We start from the raw sequence: 17420 nt of genomic DNA on the forward strand, positions 1-17420 counted from the left end.
ACTTATAAACTAAAGTTTTTTTTGACTTTGGTTACCAAATTAAATCGTTATATGATTGTTCAAAATAAACATATTATTTAATTATAATAATCCTACTTACGCTATTTTACTTTCTAAAAAAATTGTAATGTCTAACGCCATTGCTGCATTACAAGGATAAAAAAATCCTTTCTTATTTTAACGTTTCAGCAAAGGATAGCAAGTAAATTAAAATTGCTATTTTATAAATAGTTATCAAGATATTTTGTATTTATCATAAATCTTGTTTAACCAAAAAAGAAAATCTCACTTTCTGGTATGAGTACTTTATACTAAAACATCATGTTAATCTGAAACTTCTTTACAAAATTTTGTCTTGGAGCTTATTTCACATAATTAAAAATAAGCAATGAATTACATGGTGCAACGCTAATCTTAATCAGTATAATAATTACCAAGGAAAACTGTTAACAAGAGACAAAAACAATTTATGGACATATCTGAAAAAACAGCACTCATTAAATTTACCACTCGTTGGTTGAATCAATTTGATTACGCACCACAAAGCGAAGAACTGCATGCTATCCCTTCACCTTGTATTTTAAAAACCGAACAACTTACCGTATTTTGGCAACCGTTTACCTTACAACCACCAAGAGATTTATCCATAGTTGAGGAAGTTGTGGGTATTATTTTACATCCCTCCTCACACATTTTTTACGGCACACAATATGCTGGCAATATGACAGCTAAATTAGCTGATATCAAATTAACTTTAATCCAAGCTTGGAATGATGATGATTTTTCAAACTTAGAACAAAATTTAATTGCTCATTTATCCCAACAAAAAAAATTAAAACGTATTCCAACCATTTTTATAGCAACAACAGATGAAAGTACTGAAATAATTTCTTTAAACAATTTAACTGGCGAAATCGTAAAAGAAGATTTGATTACAGGCGAGTTAACCACACTGACCCAAGATTTAACGTCTTTTTTTAATAAATTAATTGTTATTAATTAAATAACAATTAGTAAGCTATAATTCAAGCAATAACTCAATACTGATGTCAATCCATAAAAGTAAATATTTTCTAAATTGTAACTTATAAAATAATGTGTATATAATGCGTTAAAAGTCATTAGATTAGATAGGTGAATTATGTTTGAATATTTAACAGCAGCGCCAGCCGATCCCATTTTAGGGCTAGCAGATCTTTATAATAAAGATGAACGCACCAATAAGATTAATTTAAGTGTTGGTGTTTACAAGGACGAAACCACCAAAACACCTATTTTAGAAAGTGTAAAAAAGGCGGAACAATTTTTATTAACGGACGAAACCACTAAAAGTTATTTACCGATTGATGGTTCCAGTACATTTAATGATGTGACACAAACGTTACTTTTTGGTAATAAAAATGAGCGTGCAAGAACAGCCCAAGCACCAGGAGGAACGGGTGCTCTACGCATAATGGCTGATTTCTTATCTCGCCGAACCAAAGTAAAACGTATTTGGATAAGTAATCCATCTTGGCCTAATCATCGTAGTGTATTTCAAACCGCTGGTCTTGAAGTACGAGAATACAACTATTATAACCCGCAGACACATGGTCTTGATTTTGATGCCATGATGAGCAGTTTAAGTCAAGTCGCAGCTGGTGAAGCAGTACTATTCCATGGTTGTTGTCATAACCCAACAGGTATCGATCCAACACCTGAACAATGGCAAGCTATTTCTGATTTAGCTTTAAAAAATGGTTGGTTGCCGCTATTTGATTTAGCTTATCAAGGTTTTGGACAGGGTATTGAAGAGGACGTTTATGGATTAAGATTATTTGCTAATCAGCAACCTGAATTGCTTATTGCAAGCTCCTATTCAAAAAACTTTGGGTTATATAACGAGCGAGTAGGAGCATTTACAATAATTGCTGCGAATGCCGAAATTGCCAATCGAGCTTTTAGTCAAGTTAAAACCATTATTCGCGCGAATTATTCTAATCCTCCTGCTCATGGTGCTAAAATTGTCTCTTATATTCTAAATAATGAAGAGTTAAAAGAAGAGTGGATTGATGAATTAACCAACATGCGTCAACGCATTCATCGTATGCGACAATTATTTGTTAAAACGTTACAAGATAAAGGCGCAAATCAAGACTTTAGCTTTATTGCTAAACAAAATGGTATGTTCTCATTTAGTGGCTTAAGTGAAGAGCAAGTACTAAAGTTACGCAGTGATTATGGCATCTACATTGTTAATTCAGGACGAATCAATGTCGCAGGAATGACTATTGATAATATGTCCAGACTTTGTGAATCAATTGTTGAAGTATTATAAAACATATTAACTAATTGAATAATAATTTAATATATCGAATAAAAACTAGGGAAATAATAAAATTTCCTTAGTTATTGCGAGTAACAATAAAAATCCTAGTCTACTAAAATCACCATCCACCATAAAAAAACAATTTCATTTTTAACTGATGTTGGATAATCCACTATTTCTTTAATTCCCTATTTTTATTCCTTTTAGTTATATCAATATACAAACAGATTATTAGACGCTAATCCATTAATTATTAATAATTGAACAATCAAATATAGAAACTGATTGAGGGCAATTGTGGCATCGCATGTTTTAGATTTTTTAATTTTAGGGAATAACTTTAGCACCAGCGAAATGCGAGCGGTTTGGTCAGAACAAAATCGTTTAGAAAAGCAAGTCGATGTAGAAGTCGCCTTGGCAAAAGCCGAAGGTGAATTAGGTGTGATCCCAGCTGATGTGGCTGATGAAATTGTAAAAAAAGCAGATGCATCGAAATTATCTTTACAACAAATTGCTGACGAAGCAGCAAAAGCGAAACACTCGTTAATGTCGACCATTAACGCACTACAAAAACAGGTAGGCGAAGCTGGACAATTTATTCATTACGGTGCAACCACTCAAGATATAGTCGATACGGCAACGGTCTTACAATTAAAACAGTCTTTTGCTATTGTTGAACGTGATACCAAACTTATTGCGATTGAACTTAAACGCTTAGCTAAGCAATATCAATACCTACCTATGGTTGGACGTACTCACGGTATGCAAGCACTACCGACTACTTTTGGTTTTAAATTAGCGGTTTGGTTAGATGAGTTTGTACGTCATTTACAGCGTTTAACTGAAATAAAACAACGTGTTTTAGTTGGAAACATCAGTGGTGCTGTTTGCACTTATGCATCAATAGGGAAATTGGGTCCTTTAATTGAAGCTCGTGCATTATCGAGTCTTGGTCTTAATACTCCAAATATCGGTTGGCAAGCAGCCCGTGACCGTTTTTCGGAATATGCTTCAGTCATCGCCTTAATCAGTGGCACACTAGGCAAAATTGGCAACGAATTTTATAATCTAATGCGTACTGAAATTAATGAAGTCGAAGAGCCGTTTTCGGAAGGAAAAATCGGTTCAACTACTATGCCTCACAAACGTAATCCAGCAGCTTTAGAAGGTTTAGCAAGCTTAACCGCGCCTCTGTTAAAAAGTGTTGCATTAATCCACGAATCAATGAAAGTAGAACACGAGCGTGATGCCATGAGTTGGCGTGCAGAATGGATTGCCTTACCCGAAATTAATTTATATATCTCTGCTCAATTGCAAACCGCGCTCACTATTCTAAAAGGTTTGAAGGTCAATAGCGATCGCATGCTAGAAAATTTATTAATGCAAAATGGACTATTGCTATCAGAAAAAGTCATGTTTGAAATCGGTAAGCGTTTAGGCAAACAAACGGCACATCATCTGGTGTATAACTGTGCTATGCATGCCTTCGAACAAAATAGAGCTTTTAAAGATATATTGTTAGATGATCCATTACTGAATAAAGAGTTTACTATAGCAGAACTTGATAGCTGGCTTGAACCAATGAACTATCTGGGCACAGCACCTGAAAAAGTGCAGCAAGTTATCAATTATGCTGAGCAAAGTGGAGTGCTAGCATGAGCTTTCGCTTAATTACAAAGTCCGATATTCCCGCATATCAGACTTTATTGCACAATGCTTATCAAATGACAACAAATTTGGGGATTCACTTTGCTGCAGCCACAGTAAATACAGAACAAATCACTCATCATATAGAATCTAATGCAGTTTATCTATTTGAAAAAGAAGGACAATTAGTTTCCACCTTAAGCATTCGTTTTCCATGGGGAAATAACCCAGGACCTTACGGATTACCGCATTTAGGTTGGTTTGCTACTGATTCCAAATATAAAGGACAAGGATATGGCAATCAATTATGGGATTGGGTAGAACAACAAATCCTGATTAATCAATTAAAATTGCCTGCCGTCACTTTAGGTACAGCACAAAACCACCCTTGGTTGGCACAAATGTATACCAAAAAAGGGTTTAGTAAAATTGGTCATGCCAATTTAACTTCGGATCATACTACTGTTTATTTTGAAAAAATCTTCAATCAAAAAAGCTATACCGAATGGAAAAATAGGAGCCATAGACAATGAATAAAATAATAACATTATTATCTGCTGCAATATTAACCGGTTTTGCGTTAGTCGGTTGTGATAATCAATCCAGCAATCAAGCAACCGAACAAAATATTCTAAAAGTAGGCTCCACTGGGCAAAGCTATCCTAACGGTTATAAACAAAACGATAAATTAGTAGGGTTTGATGTTGAAATAACTGAAGCTATTGCCAATGAGCTCGGTTATAAAGTTGAGTGGGTCATTGCTGAATTTGGCGGTTTAATGGGACAATTTGATTCAGGACGTTTAGATACCATTGCCAATGCAGTTGCAATTACCCCAGCACGTGAAGCTAAATATGATTTTTCCAATACTTATAGCTTTTATGGTAGTCAAATTGTCACTCATAAAGACAATAAAAATATCACTCAACTTTCTGATTTTAAGGGTAAAATTATTGCTGGTGTGCTTGGATCAAATCATATTAATAATCTAAAAAACGCTTTTCCAAATAATGATATTACAATCAAAACCTATGAAACGCGAGATGGTGCTATGTATGATACTGAATATCAACGTGTTGATGGTTATATCAACTCAAAACCTATCTTACTTGCTGAAATTAAACGAAAAAACTTACCGTTTAAATTGATTGGAGACCCTATAACTGTTGAGCAGGTAGGGTTTCCATTTAGTAAAGGAGAAAAAGGTCAAGCACTGCGTGAAAAATTCAATCAGGCTCTAGAAAAATTACGCACTAATGGCACATTGAAAAACATTGCAATTAAATATTTTGGTGAAGATATTACCTCATGAATTTTAATGTAACTTATTTCTTTAGTGTGTTCCCGCAGATCTTACCTTATCTGCCAGTCACACTCTTTATTGCTATTGTGTCGATTCTATTTGCCATTGTTTTTGGGTTAGCGATTGCATTATTACGTAATCATAAAATTATCATTATTGATGCTACCTTTGCGCTCTTTATTTCATTATTTCGTGGTATTCCTTCGGTCGTGTTATTGTTTATTATTTACTATGGGTTACCACAAATTTTTCCGATATTAAAGCAGATGGGCGCAACGACAGCAGCCATTATTTGCTTTAGTTTAAAATATTCAGCTTATTTAGCCGAAATCTTTCGTGCTGGTTTGGCATCAGTTGATCATGGGCAAAAAGAAGCTGGCTTAACCTCCGGCCTTAGTATCTATCAAGTTTACCGTGGTATTATCCTGCCACAAGCACTGGTTAATGCTTTACCCAATACAGGCAATATGTTTATTTCATTGCTTAAAGATTCATCAGTGGCTTTTTTTGTTGGCGTACAAGAATTATTGGCCGCAGGGAAAATGTTAACGGCCAATTCGTTCCTCTATTTTGAAACATATTTGGCTGTCGGTATTGTTTATTGGCTTACTGTTGTTATCTATTCTTGGATACAAAAAAAGATTGAGAACAAGCTCAGTAAGCCCTATCACCGTTGAGGAGAAAGGTGATGATTTCTGTTTCACATTTATCTAAACGCTTTGCTGATAATGAAGTATTAAAAGACATTAATTTAAATATTAAACAAGGCGAAGTGGTAGCCATTATTGGTCCATCGGGTTCAGGTAAGTCGACCTTGTTGCGTTGTTTAAATTTACTGGAAAAACCAAATACAGGGACAATTAAAATAGGCTCTGTTGCACTAAATAGTGAACATTACCATAATAAAGACGAGATAAATTTGCGCAAACAATCAGCAATGGTTTTTCAACACTATAATTTATTTAAAAATAAAACTGCATTAGAAAATATTACCTACCCACTAATAGTTGGACAAAAAATAGGTAAAGACAAAGCCAAACAGCAAGGGCTATCTTTACTTGAGCGAGTTGGTATGTTGCCTTATGCGAATCAATTTCCAATTACCTTATCAGGCGGTCAGCAACAACGCATCGCCATTGCTCGAGCACTCGCAGTTAGGCCTAAAGTACTATTATTTGATGAACCCACATCGGCTCTCGATCCCGAACGGGTCCACGAAGTGCTGCAAGTGATGTTACAGCTAGCTAAAGAACATATTACGATGATCATTGTGACGCACGAAATGGAGTTTGCTAAATACGTTGCCGATCGTATTATCTTTATGGCAAATGGCGTCATTGTTGAAGAAGGTCCAGCAAAATCAATTATCGACAATCCACAACATGAACTGACACAACGCTTTTTACGCCAAATTACCGATGAAATTGATTTTGAAATTTAGTTAGCACAAGTAAATCAATAAAACTCATTTAGCTTGTATTATTTTACAATGTTAAAACATGTCGTTCTAGAAATTGGTTAACGGTTAAACCTGAGGCTAACTCTTTAATATCATTTAATAAACCCATCGCTTTTTGTTGGTCTTTAATTGCATCAGTTAGTTTTAATAACATCTCTGTTTGTTTATAAGGATTTTTAGGTGATCCTTTTGGAATATCAATGCGTTGTCTTATTTTTTCCCCTGTGTCTAGTTCAATTTCAATCACAACATAACGACCATTATAAGCGTCAGCATGGGGAGCTAGATTGATTTGATAACTGCGCTGCATTTTTTGCATCAGTACTTGAATCTGCACAGGAATAGGATTTGGACTGAATTGCTCAAAATTAAGAGGGATGCCTAATAGAGTTAACGCTAAAATATATTCGGCTGAAAAACGACCATGCTCAGCCAATAAAGGACGATTATAGATTAATGCGGCATCGCTGTTTGCTGGGAAAAAAAATAGAGTAATATGGCTAATACTGTCAACATTTAATTTTAGATGTTGATAAAGTAACTGCCCAGCATCAGCAACATAGGCTGCAGCAGAACAAAAGCAATAAGTTTTAAACCATAATCCAGGCTCAACAATTTTCCAAACAACGCCCCACTGACTTAAATCGAAATTATTATTACCCTGCCCATAAACAGCTAAAAAACCTAACTTGTCATCTAAAAAATCGTTCTCAGCAGTCATTCCAACGCGCAACCATTCAACCGATTGAATCGCATGCTGAGCGGCTAACCCTGCATGTAAAAACTTAATGGGTGTACCCATAACCAAACGCATACCTGATGCCTGAGTAGCCGCCAATGTCAAAGCTTGTGACAAAAAAGGTTCATTATAAAGATAACAAATAGCGGCTGTGGCAGCGATGCCTCCTAAGGTAAGGGTAGTATGCCATCCTTTCTCATAATGTTTAGGATTAACACTTTTGCCTAATCGTGCCATAACTTCAATTCCTATAACATAAGCGGTTAAAAAACGCTTACCATCAATATGGGATTGAACCTCATCTAATTGAACACTGGCAAATAGTGCTGATAAAATAACGGCAGATGGATGTCCACGAACATCAGAATGTACATCATCATAATCTAAGCAATGCGCTTGAAAACCATTAAATAATGCTGCTTGCCGAGCTGTCACTAATTTTTTTTGCCCCACCAACCAAGCTTTAGCTGTGCCACCTTCATTATCAATCCAATTGAGCAATCGATGGACATCAACTTCATGGCGAGCTTGTAAACTACTAGCAAAATAATCAATCACACCATTGATTGCACATTCAATGGTCTTAGGATCATTAATTATGGGGGTATTCGCTATTAAAAAACTCAATTGCTGACCTAAATTCATTTTCCATCTCAAAAAATATATCGTTATATAAAAAAATGATTTTAATTACCATAACGTATAAAAAGTAATAAGTTAAAGACTATATGGTTATATTTTAATAACTTTTAGTCATAACTTTTAGACTTTGTATATCCCTTTTTTTACTTTTAATTTATATGTTAAAATATGAGCACAACATTACATCTAACACCACAAAAATTAAATCCATTATGTCAATTTGTTATATCGCTTTAGGTAGCAACTTGGACGATCCATTTGCACAAGCCAATCGAGCTATTAGCGCATTAAAACAGTTACCTGATACTCATATTTTAGCTGTTTCACCATTTTACCGTAGCAAACCATTAGGCCCCAAAGACCAAAATGACTATCTCAATGCAGTTATTAAACTGTCCACAAATTTGCCACCAATCGCTTTACTTGACGAACTGCAAGCAATCGAGAAATCGCAAGGGCGTGTTCGCAAAGACAATCGCTGGGGAGCAAGAACCTTAGATTTAGATATTTTACTGTATGATAATTTAATAATTGATAATGAACGATTAACAATTCCTCATTATCATATGAAAAAAAGAGAATTTGTTCTTTATCCTCTGTTTGATATTGCGCCGGATTTAATTTTACCTGACAACGATAAGCTGCAAGAATTACTGGTTAAATGTCCACTCAATGGTTTAATAAAATGGAATGATTAATTATTTTGTTTAATAACATGGAGTTGTTTTATTTTACCCTTATTTAACGCAAAAAATAATTAAAAAAAATTTGCCAAAGCCTAAATTATTGCTATAGTTTACCGCCTGCAAATAATCTGTACATAAGGGGATTGTTTTGAAAAAGGAACAAAAAGTAAATACCTCTTCGCTTAGCCTGCTTTCAATTGCAGGACTTGAGCCTTATAAAGAGGTCAAAGGTGAGGAGTATATGAATCCTAACCAATTGAAACATTTTAAACTTATCTTAGAAGCATGGCTTTCACAATTACAAGGTGAAATGGGTAAAACTGTTTCTCACATGCAAGATGAGGCTGCAAATTTTCCAGATCCAGCTGACCGAGCAACTCAAGAAGAGGAGTTCAGTCTTGAATTACGTGCTCGCGATAGAGAACGTCGACTCATTAAGAAAATTGAAAAAACATTGAAGAAAATCGAAATAGATGATTTTGGTTTTTGTGAATCTTGTGGCGTTGAAATTGGTATTCGCCGTTTAGAAGCACGACCAACGGCTGATTTATGCATCGATTGTAAAACATTAGCTGAACTTCGTGAAAAACAAATGGGTATATAGTTCCATTTAATCTACAGGTTTACTTAATACGCCCATGCAATATATTGGTCGTTTTGCCCCCTCACCTTCAGGACCATTACATTTTGGTTCGTTGGTGACGGCTTTGGGCAGCTACTTACAGGCAAAATCATGTTTTGGTAAGTGGCTTGTTCGCATTGAAGATATTGACCCACCTAGAGAGGTTAAAGGGGCATCATCTCTCATTCTAAAAACGCTCGAAGCTCTTCATTTATATTGGGATGATGAGATTTTATATCAATCAAACTGTAGTGAGCGTTATCAAGCTGTCCTGCAATCGCTACTCAATAAACAACAAGCATATTATTGTAATTGCACAAGGCAACGAATTCACAATTTAGCAAATAAAATTTATGACGGTTTTTGCCGTAATCGACTATTGTCAGTTAAAGACAAAGATCAATTGGCTATTCGTATAAAACAAAATCATCCAGTTTTAACTTTTACTGACAAAATTCGAGGCGAACAAACTGCCCAACTAGCAGATGCCTTAGAAGATTTTATTATTCATCGCAAAAATGGTTTATTTGCTTATAATCTAGTAGTCGTACTTGATGATCATGAGCAAGGCATTACAGAAATAGTACGCGGTGCAGATCTTTTAACCGTCACAGTCAAACAAATTTCACTTTATCAGCTATTAGGTTTTTGCACACCGACGTATTGTCATTTACCATTAGTCTTAGATAAGAATGGTAATAAGCTTTCAAAACAAAATCATGCCTGCCCTATCGATTTAAACAATCTTAAAGCGTTAACGGTTCAAGCTTTGCAATTTTTAGGGCAAAAAGTGCCAAAAGATTGGCAAGATGCAACCCAACAACAACTTTTAGATTGGGCAATACAACATTGGCAACTCACAAATGTTCCTAAACAAAATATCCAATTAGCCACCAATATAGGATAAATTTGGTGTGATACCAACATGATGCTCATGTAGCAAATGCTTTTCTGGTTTGACCATTAATGAAGCAAAAATTCTGGTTTTTAATTGTGTTTTTTGCTCAGGGCTTACCAACAAATCACGTAAATCAACAGCTGCATCACCAAACAGGCAATAGTGTAATTTACCAACCGATGAAACTCGCAATCGATTACAACTTTTACAAAAATCTTTGGAATACGGCATAATTAGCCCAATTTTACCTTGGTAATCGTTATGTACATATACTTTGGCAGGTCCTGACAATGGCATTTTGGGCTGTAACTGCCAACCTTGAGCAATGAGTTGTGATTCAATTATGCTACCTGCTGTATGATATCGTTTAAACACATCATTACTATCGCCTGTTTCCATCAACTCAATAAAGCGCAACTCTACTGGACGATGTTTAATCCACAACAAGTAATCATCAAGATTATCATTCATATTTTTCATCAAAACGGTATTAATTTTGACCTTTTTTATACCAACTTCCAATGATTTTTCAACACATTGCATTAGCTCTTTGAGTTTATCTTGACCGGTAATTAATTTGAATAAGTGTGGAGATAGGCTATCAATACTGATATTAATCGCATTCAGTCCAGCTTGTTGCCAATGTGCAATATTTTTTAATAAACGCGATCCGTTGGTGGTAATTGCCAGCTCTTTAACACGAGAATAAGAAGAAATAATTGACAAAATATCAACAAAATCACGTCGTAATGTGGGTTCTCCACCAGTTAAACGAATTTTATGCACACCAAGTTCAGTGAAAGTAGATACAACATTATCAATTTCATTAAGCGAAAGAAACGTATGAGTTTTATTAGGTCGATAACCATTTGGTAAACAATACTGACACTGAAAATTACACAGCTCAGTAATCGATAAACGCAAATATTGAAATCGCCGTTGATAATTATCAACTAATTGCATATATATACTTTAAACACCTTATCCAAGTCGGGAAGCATAGCCATTTCTGCGCTATACCGCGGCTAATTGACCATATGAGTAACATTATCACTTAGGTAAAATAGCTTCAGAGTTTGGTTAAGTCTAGCACAGTCTTAATTTATTGACTATGAGCAATTATTTAATATCATCATAATAAAAATCAATTTGTTTTTTACCTAAGATTCGACTTTGTCATTATTATCCTCGGTATGAATAACCGTTATGTAGCTAGGAATAACAGTTGCTGTTCGATAAATATAAACCCATTTTTTTCCTGGTGGCTCGTCACTTAAAAATCGTTTTAGTAAAATATCATCTTCAGTATCATTATCCGATTGTTGATTTCTATAATAATCGGTAAACTCTTCATACAATTCTTCTTCATCTGTTAATGAACCACTATAGTTAGCTTTATATTGTTCATATAAAAAATTGAATTTATCAATAAAAAAATCACATTCTCTTTCGATTGCAAAATTTTTAGGATTAACATAGCCTAAAGTTGCAAAAATCTTATCAGCTACAGGCGATCCTGATTCCAATTGTTTAAATGAAGAATAATAAAAATGTACTGGTAAAAAAAATAACAATCCCACAGCTGCGCCAAAGAGAAGAGCAACGTTCTTGTAAGAATATGCTAAAATTAACATATATACGAAAATAAACGCACCAGTTATGCCGAAACTAGAAAAGATAATAATTGGTATTAACGATAGATATTTTTTCTTTTTTCTTTTAGCCAATTCAGTCCCCATCGTTGCGTAAGGATGTAGCCATAAATAATGATCAACTGGCCGACGTAATGCATAGGCAAAATAGCTTTCTCCTTCAATTTGATCAACAACAACTTCTACATAGTCACCTATATTGAAAAATGCGCGACAAAAAACTCCCTCAATCACTTTATCACCCAATTTAAAACAAAAATATTGTTCAATGTTTAGAATAGGAGAATTGTCATCTCTCCTCGCTAAGATAGCTTTCATATAACTATTTTCATTAAAAACCTTATCTAAATGACCGATTGAAGATACATTAAAATCTGGGCGATTAGCCAAAGTGCGAGCTTGAATAAAATTTTGATAGCTATCATATAGTTCAAGATCAGTGATATAACCGGTAATGACTTGATAGTATCTACTATTTGATGTTAAGTTAGATTGCATTATATACATTCCTTATATTTTTCTATTATTTAATCAATAACATTCAGCCGATCAGGTAAAATTGGAGTTTGGCAATAATAATAAAACCCACTTTTAAATAATTTCAATTTTTTAAAATCTGGTGCTTTTGGCTCACTAATCTTTTTAGGAGCATTAATATGATGTAATGTCTTAAACCATCTGGCTTCTTTTTCGATATCATGTTGCAAGGTACAATAACCTAAACAGCTAAAACCTGATTGCCAAAAAGAAATATTCACCGCCCATTACTCAAAATATATAAATAAACGCAATTACCCAGCTCCAACAGCTATATTTAACGACATTAAGATAATCATTCAATTAAGTATCATAAAAAACAACTGATAAAAAATAGGATAACGCTGGCAACAATAAATATTACAGTCATAATAAAATTAAGTTTGAGAGTTATTATCGTCGATATTTCAATAATAAAAGAACTATTAAAGCATGTTGTTGCAAAATACGAACCACATAACACTCATAAATCTCGTTTTTTAGAGAGTTTTTTACTTCTTATCAACATGATCACCTTTTTTAAAGATAATTTGTCTAAACAGTCCGTCTACTAAATGATTACCGATAAAACAGCAAAAGTATTTCTCTTTTAAACAAGGTCTTTTACAAAAAAAATAACAGAACAAAAGCAAAAATTGAGGGACAACAATAAAAGTTGTTTTTCATCAATTTCTACCTTTCTTAGCTGACTGATCATCCACCTAAATAATCAAAAATCAGTTTTCATTGGTAACATAATGACTTAATAATTAAAATTGAAATAATTTTATACTACGTTTACCTTTAAGTCATTGTTAAACATAACATATAAAAATATAGATAAAAAAAGACCTACTGTGTTTTTTCAGGTTATATTAATTAACTTATTTATAAATTAATCTATTATTATCTTTACTTATTCTTTATTCTGTTTGAATATATAATGATTTTTTGCCGATAAAACCGTCAAATGGAGGTTGTAATGATTACCCATATTAGCCCATTAGGATCAATGGACTTACTTGCTCAAGCAGAAGTTGATATTTTAAAAAAATCAGCCAATAGTGATCTGTATCAGTTGTTTAGAAACTGTTCTTTAGCAACACTCAATGCAGGCAGTAAAACCGATAATACTAAAGATCTATTAGATAGATTCCAATCTTTTGAAATTAATGTTATCAGCAAAGAACGAGGGGTTAAGTTAGAGCTTATTGATGCGCCTGAAAGTGCATTTGTTGATAAACGAATCATTCGCTCAATTCAAGCTAATCTATTTGCGGTTTTACGTGATATTCTTTTTTTAAATAGCCAAATAGTTGCAATAAAACATTTGGTTCCAAATGACAAACTCGAAAAAGAACATTCCTATTACATCACCAACCTTGTTTTTTCTATTTTACGTAATGCTAATGCACTCCATGTTGGTGAAGAACCGAATCTTATTGTTTGTTGGGGTGGACATTCAATTAATGAAAGTGAATATTATTACGCTCGCCAAGTTGGTATGCAACTTGGGCTACGTGAACTCAATATTTGTACTGGCTGTGGTCCTGGTATTATGGAAGCACCAATGAAAGGTGCGGCTGTTGGTCATGCACAACAGCGTTATAAAGATAGTCGATTTATTGGTATGACCGAACCTTCTATTATTGCCGCTGAGCCACCAAATGCTTTAGTAAATGAACTAATTATTATGCCGGATATTGAAAAACGTCTTGAAGCTTTTGTAAGAATGGCACACGGTATTATTATATTTCCGGGTGGGCCGGGAACGGCTGAAGAGTTACTCTATATTCTTGGTATTATGTTGAATCCAGCTAATAAAAACCAAACTCTTCCACTGATTTTAACTGGCCCTAAAGAGTGTGAAAGCTATTTTGCTGCCATTGATGATTTTATACGTAATACATTAGGTGAAGAAGCAACCAAGCTTTATCAAATTGTAATCGACTCACCTGAAAAAGTTGCTCGTATTATGAAAGATGGCGTAAAACATGTAAAATCTTCGCGCTTAAAAACGGGTGATGCCTATGGTTTTAACTGGCTATTAAAAATTGATGAATCCCTTCAACGCCCTTTTGAACCACTGCATGAAAACATGGCAGCATTAAATCTGCATAGAAATCAACCTGTCGAATTACTGGCAGCCGATTTACGCCGAGCGTTCTCGGGTATTGTTGCTGGTAATGTAAAAGAATTTGGGATGAAACAAATTGCCGAACATGGTCGATATAAATTACAAGGTGATCCTGAAATTATGAAACAACTCGATAATTTATTAAGAAGCTTTGTAAAACAAGATCGTATGAAATTACCGGGAGGAACCGCTTACCAACCATGTTATGAGATTTGTTATTAACAGAAAGTCCAAACACATCTTTTATAATATTCCGCCGAAAATCGAATCGGCGGAAAAATCTTTATTAAACGTATTTTTAAAAGTCACTCAAGATATCTAAAGCTTCTGACACTTTCTTCACTGCAAAAATCTGCATATTGTCAGGTTTCTTTTTCGGCATATTGGCAATTGGCACAATCGCTTTTTTAAAACCATGTTTAGCGGCCTCAGAAATTCTCTCTTGCCCACTTGGTACTGGGCGAATTTCACCACCTAAGCCAATTTCACCAAAAATCACGACATCTTGCGGTAAAGGACGATTACGAAAACTTGATACTAATGCAGCAATCAAGGCTAAATCAGCACTAGTTTCGGTAACTTTTACACCTCCGACAACATTAACAAAGATATCTTGATCGGCCATTTGTAACCCACCATGACGGTGCAAGACAGCCAATAATAACGCTAATCTATTTTGGTCAAGTCCAACGGTAACACGTCTAGGATTACCATATATAGAGTGATCAACTAAAGCTTGAATCTCAACCAACAGTGGGCGCGTGCCTTCCCAAAGTACCATAACAGAACTGCCAGGCAACATCTCATCACCGCGACTTAAGAATATCGCCGATGGATTACTGACCTCTTTTAAACCTTGTTCTGTCATGGCAAATACACCCAGTTCATTTACTGCACCAAAACGGTTTTTATGGCTACGTAGTGTTCTAAAACGAGAATCGGCATCGCCATCTAATAAAATAGAACAGTCAATACAGTGCTCAAGAACTTTTGGACCTGCTAGTGAGCCATCTTTAGTCACATGTCCAACCATAATAATGGCAATCCCTTTCGTTTTGGCAAAGCGTGTCAAATAGGCTGCGGTTTCTCGCACTTGTGCAACACTACCTGGTGAAGATTGTATATCGGCAAGGTGCATCACTTGAATAGAGTCGATGACCATAAGTTTAGGTTGTGACTGTTCAGCCAGCAGACAAATTTGTTCAATACTGGTTTCAGATAACATATTAATATTATCGGTTGGTAAACCTAAACGATGTGCTCGCATAGCAACTTGTTGCAGTGATTCTTCACCTGTTACATACAAGGTATTCATTTGGGCTGATAGTTTACTCATGGTTTGTAGCAATAAAGTACTTTTACCGGCACCTGGGTTACCACCAATTAATATGGCACTACCCGGTACAACTCCGCCACCTAATACGCGATCGAATTCAGAAAATCCAGTTGAAAATCTTGGTAAGGCTTCTAAACTGATTTCCGATAGTTTTTGAATTTTAGCTTGACCTGCCCCACCCGCATAACCTGTTAATCTATCATTACGTGATGAAGTACTGGCTAACCTAACTTCAGTAATCGTGTTCCAAGCGTGACACGCACTACATTGCCCCTGCCAACGCGGATAATCTGCACCACAATCATTGCACACATAAGCACGTTTAACGGATTTTGCCAAATTATTCTCCTAACCTTCACTTAATAAACTGGTGGATAAAATACACCATAGACCAGTCAAATCTGCATAATTAATACTAATTCTCGCCTTTTCAACAACTTTGGGTTTACCATGATAAGCCACACCAAGACCTGCAATACGAATCATCATTAAATCATTTGCCCCATCACCAATTGCTACGGTTTGCTCGATTGGAATATCAAGCGAGGCAGCTAATTGCTGCAGTGTTCTTGCTTTGTATTTAGCATCAACAATATCACCAATCACTTTACCGGTTAATTTTTCATTTTTAATTTCTAATTGATTTGCATAAACATCAACTAATTTTAGTTTTTGTTTGAGATGATCAGCAAAATAGGTAAAGCCCCCAGAGGCAATGGCAACATGCCAATTTTTTTTGTACAACTCGCGAACTAAATAAGTTAGACCTGGCGTAAGTGGTAGCTTATCTTTCACTTCTTGTAAGATGCTTTGATGAGCACCTTTTAATGTCGCAACTCTTTTACGTAAACTCGTTGAAAAGTCAAGCTCTCCGCGCATAGCTTGTTCAGTAACGGCGGCAACTTGCTCCCCAACCCCATGCAGTTTGGCTAATTCATCAATGCATTCAATACCGATTGCAGTTGAGTCCATATCCATGACAAGTAAACCAGGAGAATGCAACGTAGGTAAATTATCAATGGGTGCAACATCAATACCTAAAGTAAGTGAAATAGGTTTAGCTTTTTTAGGCATCACCCCAGCAATACGAACAATTTGATAGGTTTTAATTTTCCAAGATGACACAATCACCATTGGCATAGCCAGTTTATTTTGGAATGTTGATAATATTGTTTTATTTAATTTCTTTCCATAAATAATCCAACCGGTTTTACCTGCATTGTAATCAAGTGGAACAACCTCACAACCATTCAAAGAAAGTGGTAATCCTTGCCAATTTTGAATATTCTCAGGTAAATCATTATAGGTGAGTGTATAAGCCATATTAGAAAATCATTATAACGTAAAACGATGACAAAATTTAACATATCTATAAAAGATTGTCCAAATTGGGATTTAGCTTATCTTGCATTTAATGTTTAATTAAATTCAAATATCAATATACAAAAAATTTGAAATAATATAGACTCCTGAAT

General features: G+C 34.9%; 17 protein-coding genes and 1 riboswitch. Of the genes, 11 read left to right on the top strand and 6 right to left on the bottom strand.

The genetic code is table 11. The annotated features are described in order from the left end of the window. The first annotated feature begins 469 nt into the window (after window positions 1-469). The 7 genes from syd to GAPWK_RS12540 all read left to right on the top strand — a co-directional run bounded on the left by syd (window position 470) and on the right by GAPWK_RS12540 (window position 6699). Window positions 470-1003 (top strand): SecY-interacting protein, encoded by a 534-nt coding sequence (gene syd, locus GAPWK_RS12510; RefSeq protein WP_025316560.1) that lies wholly within the window; start codon window positions 470-472, stop codon window positions 1001-1003. Between the two features lie 138 nt (window positions 1004-1141). Beyond that, entirely contained in the window at window positions 1142-2317 is a 1176-nt protein-coding gene (locus GAPWK_RS12515) for an amino acid aminotransferase (protein ID WP_025316561.1), read from the top strand. A gap of 288 nt (window positions 2318-2605) precedes the next feature. Next, entirely contained in the window at window positions 2606-3967 is a 1362-nt protein-coding gene (purB, locus tag GAPWK_RS12520) for an adenylosuccinate lyase (protein WP_025316562.1), read from the top strand. Beyond that, complete coding sequence (locus GAPWK_RS12525; protein WP_025316563.1) at window positions 3964-4488, top strand: GNAT family N-acetyltransferase; 525 nt, start codon at window positions 3964-3966, stop codon at window positions 4486-4488. Before purB ends, GAPWK_RS12525 begins: the two co-directional genes overlap by 4 nt. Continuing rightward, window positions 4485-5267 carry an amino acid ABC transporter substrate-binding protein gene (locus GAPWK_RS12530; protein ID WP_025316564.1) on the top strand — a complete coding sequence of 261 codons (783 nt, stop codon included), beginning with the start codon at window positions 4485-4487 and terminating at the stop codon, window positions 5265-5267. The genes GAPWK_RS12525 and GAPWK_RS12530 overlap by 4 nt, the downstream gene beginning before the upstream one ends. Continuing rightward, complete coding sequence (locus GAPWK_RS12535) at window positions 5264-5935, top strand: amino acid ABC transporter permease (RefSeq protein ID WP_025316565.1); 672 nt, start codon at window positions 5264-5266, stop codon at window positions 5933-5935. The genes GAPWK_RS12530 and GAPWK_RS12535 overlap by 4 nt, the downstream gene beginning before the upstream one ends. An 11-nt stretch (window positions 5936-5946) precedes the next feature. After that, window positions 5947-6699: an amino acid ABC transporter ATP-binding protein gene (locus GAPWK_RS12540; RefSeq protein ID WP_025316566.1), complete on the top strand. Its 753-nt coding sequence runs from the start codon at window positions 5947-5949 to the stop codon at window positions 6697-6699. 43 nt (window positions 6700-6742) lie between these two features. On the opposite strand, the gene GAPWK_RS12545 is transcribed toward GAPWK_RS12540, so the two are convergent. After that, window positions 6743-8101 carry an MmgE/PrpD family protein gene (locus GAPWK_RS12545; protein WP_025316567.1) on the bottom strand — a complete coding sequence of 453 codons (1359 nt, stop codon included), beginning with the start codon at window positions 8099-8101 and terminating at the stop codon, window positions 6743-6745. Window positions 8102-8310: 209 nt separating this feature from the next. On the opposite strand from GAPWK_RS12545, the gene folK reads away from it, so the two are divergent. From folK to gluQRS, 3 genes are all read left to right on the top strand, one after another. Beyond that, on the top strand, window positions 8311-8796 hold the full coding sequence (folK, locus tag GAPWK_RS12550) for a 2-amino-4-hydroxy-6-hydroxymethyldihydropteridine diphosphokinase (RefSeq protein ID WP_025316568.1): 486 nt from the start codon (window positions 8311-8313) through the stop codon (window positions 8794-8796). A 136-nt stretch (window positions 8797-8932) separates the two neighbouring features. After that, entirely contained in the window at window positions 8933-9388 is a 456-nt protein-coding gene (gene dksA / locus GAPWK_RS12555) for an RNA polymerase-binding protein DksA (protein WP_025316569.1), read from the top strand. Between the two features lie 34 nt (window positions 9389-9422). Beyond that, window positions 9423-10313, top strand: a complete 891-nt coding sequence (gene gluQRS / locus GAPWK_RS12560; RefSeq protein WP_025316570.1) for a tRNA glutamyl-Q(34) synthetase GluQRS — start codon at window positions 9423-9425, stop codon at window positions 10311-10313. Here the strand turns inward: gluQRS and moaA are convergent. The 3 genes from moaA to GAPWK_RS12575 all read right to left on the bottom strand — a co-directional run bounded on the left by moaA (window position 10293) and on the right by GAPWK_RS12575 (window position 12714). Further along, window positions 10293-11267, bottom strand: a complete 975-nt coding sequence (moaA, locus tag GAPWK_RS12565; RefSeq protein WP_025316571.1) for a GTP 3',8-cyclase MoaA — start codon at window positions 11265-11267, stop codon at window positions 10293-10295. The genes gluQRS and moaA overlap by 21 nt on opposite strands. Next, window positions 11266-11391, bottom strand: a riboswitch (molybdenum cofactor riboswitch). Its footprint overlaps the gene before it by 2 nt. A gap of 73 nt (window positions 11392-11464) precedes the next feature. Next, window positions 11465-12454 carry a hypothetical protein gene (locus GAPWK_RS12570; protein ID WP_025316572.1) on the bottom strand — a complete coding sequence of 330 codons (990 nt, stop codon included), beginning with the start codon at window positions 12452-12454 and terminating at the stop codon, window positions 11465-11467. 29 nt (window positions 12455-12483) lie between these two features. Further along, window positions 12484-12714: a hypothetical protein gene (locus tag GAPWK_RS12575; RefSeq protein ID WP_025316573.1), complete on the bottom strand. Its 231-nt coding sequence runs from the start codon at window positions 12712-12714 to the stop codon at window positions 12484-12486. 740 nt (window positions 12715-13454) lie between these two features. Between GAPWK_RS12575 and ppnN the strand changes: the two genes are divergently transcribed. After that, window positions 13455-14831, top strand: a complete 1377-nt coding sequence (ppnN, locus tag GAPWK_RS12580; RefSeq protein ID WP_025316574.1) for a nucleotide 5'-monophosphate nucleosidase PpnN — start codon at window positions 13455-13457, stop codon at window positions 14829-14831. Window positions 14832-14907: 76 nt separating this feature from the next. Here ppnN and radA read toward each other — a convergent pair whose 3' ends face one another. Next, the gene (gene radA / locus GAPWK_RS12585; protein ID WP_025316575.1) at window positions 14908-16284 is read right to left on the bottom strand and encodes a DNA repair protein RadA; all 1377 of its coding nucleotides are present in this window, start codon (window positions 16282-16284) and stop codon (window positions 14908-14910) included. Between the two features lie 9 nt (window positions 16285-16293). Beyond that, window positions 16294-17268 carry a phosphoserine phosphatase gene (gene serB / locus GAPWK_RS12590; RefSeq protein ID WP_025316576.1) on the bottom strand — a complete coding sequence of 325 codons (975 nt, stop codon included), beginning with the start codon at window positions 17266-17268 and terminating at the stop codon, window positions 16294-16296. Window positions 17269-17420: the final 152 nt, after the last annotated feature.

Source organism: Gilliamella apicola (assembly GCF_000599985.1).
In the GTDB taxonomy this organism is placed as follows: Bacteria; Pseudomonadota; Gammaproteobacteria; order Enterobacterales; family Orbaceae; genus Gilliamella; species Gilliamella apicola.

Coding starts and splice junctions, on each gene's coding strand:
- GAPWK_RS12525 (WP_025316563.1), top strand. CDS start 3,964: ATGAGCTTTCGCTTAATTACAAAGTCCGATATTCCCGCATATCAGACT.
- gluQRS (WP_025316570.1), top strand. CDS start 9,423: ATGCAATATATTGGTCGTTTTGCCCCCTCACCTTCAGGACCATTACAT.
- GAPWK_RS12570 (WP_025316572.1), bottom strand. CDS start 12,454: ATGCAATCTAACTTAACATCAAATAGTAGATACTATCAAGTCATTACC.
- GAPWK_RS12530 (WP_025316564.1), top strand. CDS start 4,485: ATGAATAAAATAATAACATTATTATCTGCTGCAATATTAACCGGTTTT.
- GAPWK_RS12515 (WP_025316561.1), top strand. CDS start 1,142: ATGTTTGAATATTTAACAGCAGCGCCAGCCGATCCCATTTTAGGGCTA.
- moaA (WP_025316571.1), bottom strand. CDS start 11,267: ATGCAATTAGTTGATAATTATCAACGGCGATTTCAATATTTGCGTTTA.
- folK (WP_025316568.1), top strand. CDS start 8,311: ATGTCAATTTGTTATATCGCTTTAGGTAGCAACTTGGACGATCCATTT.
- serB (WP_025316576.1), bottom strand. CDS start 17,268: ATGGCTTATACACTCACCTATAATGATTTACCTGAGAATATTCAAAAT.
- GAPWK_RS12545 (WP_025316567.1), bottom strand. CDS start 8,101: ATGAATTTAGGTCAGCAATTGAGTTTTTTAATAGCGAATACCCCCATA.
- syd (WP_025316560.1), top strand. CDS start 470: ATGGACATATCTGAAAAAACAGCACTCATTAAATTTACCACTCGTTGG.
- GAPWK_RS12535 (WP_025316565.1), top strand. CDS start 5,264: ATGAATTTTAATGTAACTTATTTCTTTAGTGTGTTCCCGCAGATCTTA.
- GAPWK_RS12540 (WP_025316566.1), top strand. CDS start 5,947: ATGATTTCTGTTTCACATTTATCTAAACGCTTTGCTGATAATGAAGTA.
- ppnN (WP_025316574.1), top strand. CDS start 13,455: ATGATTACCCATATTAGCCCATTAGGATCAATGGACTTACTTGCTCAA.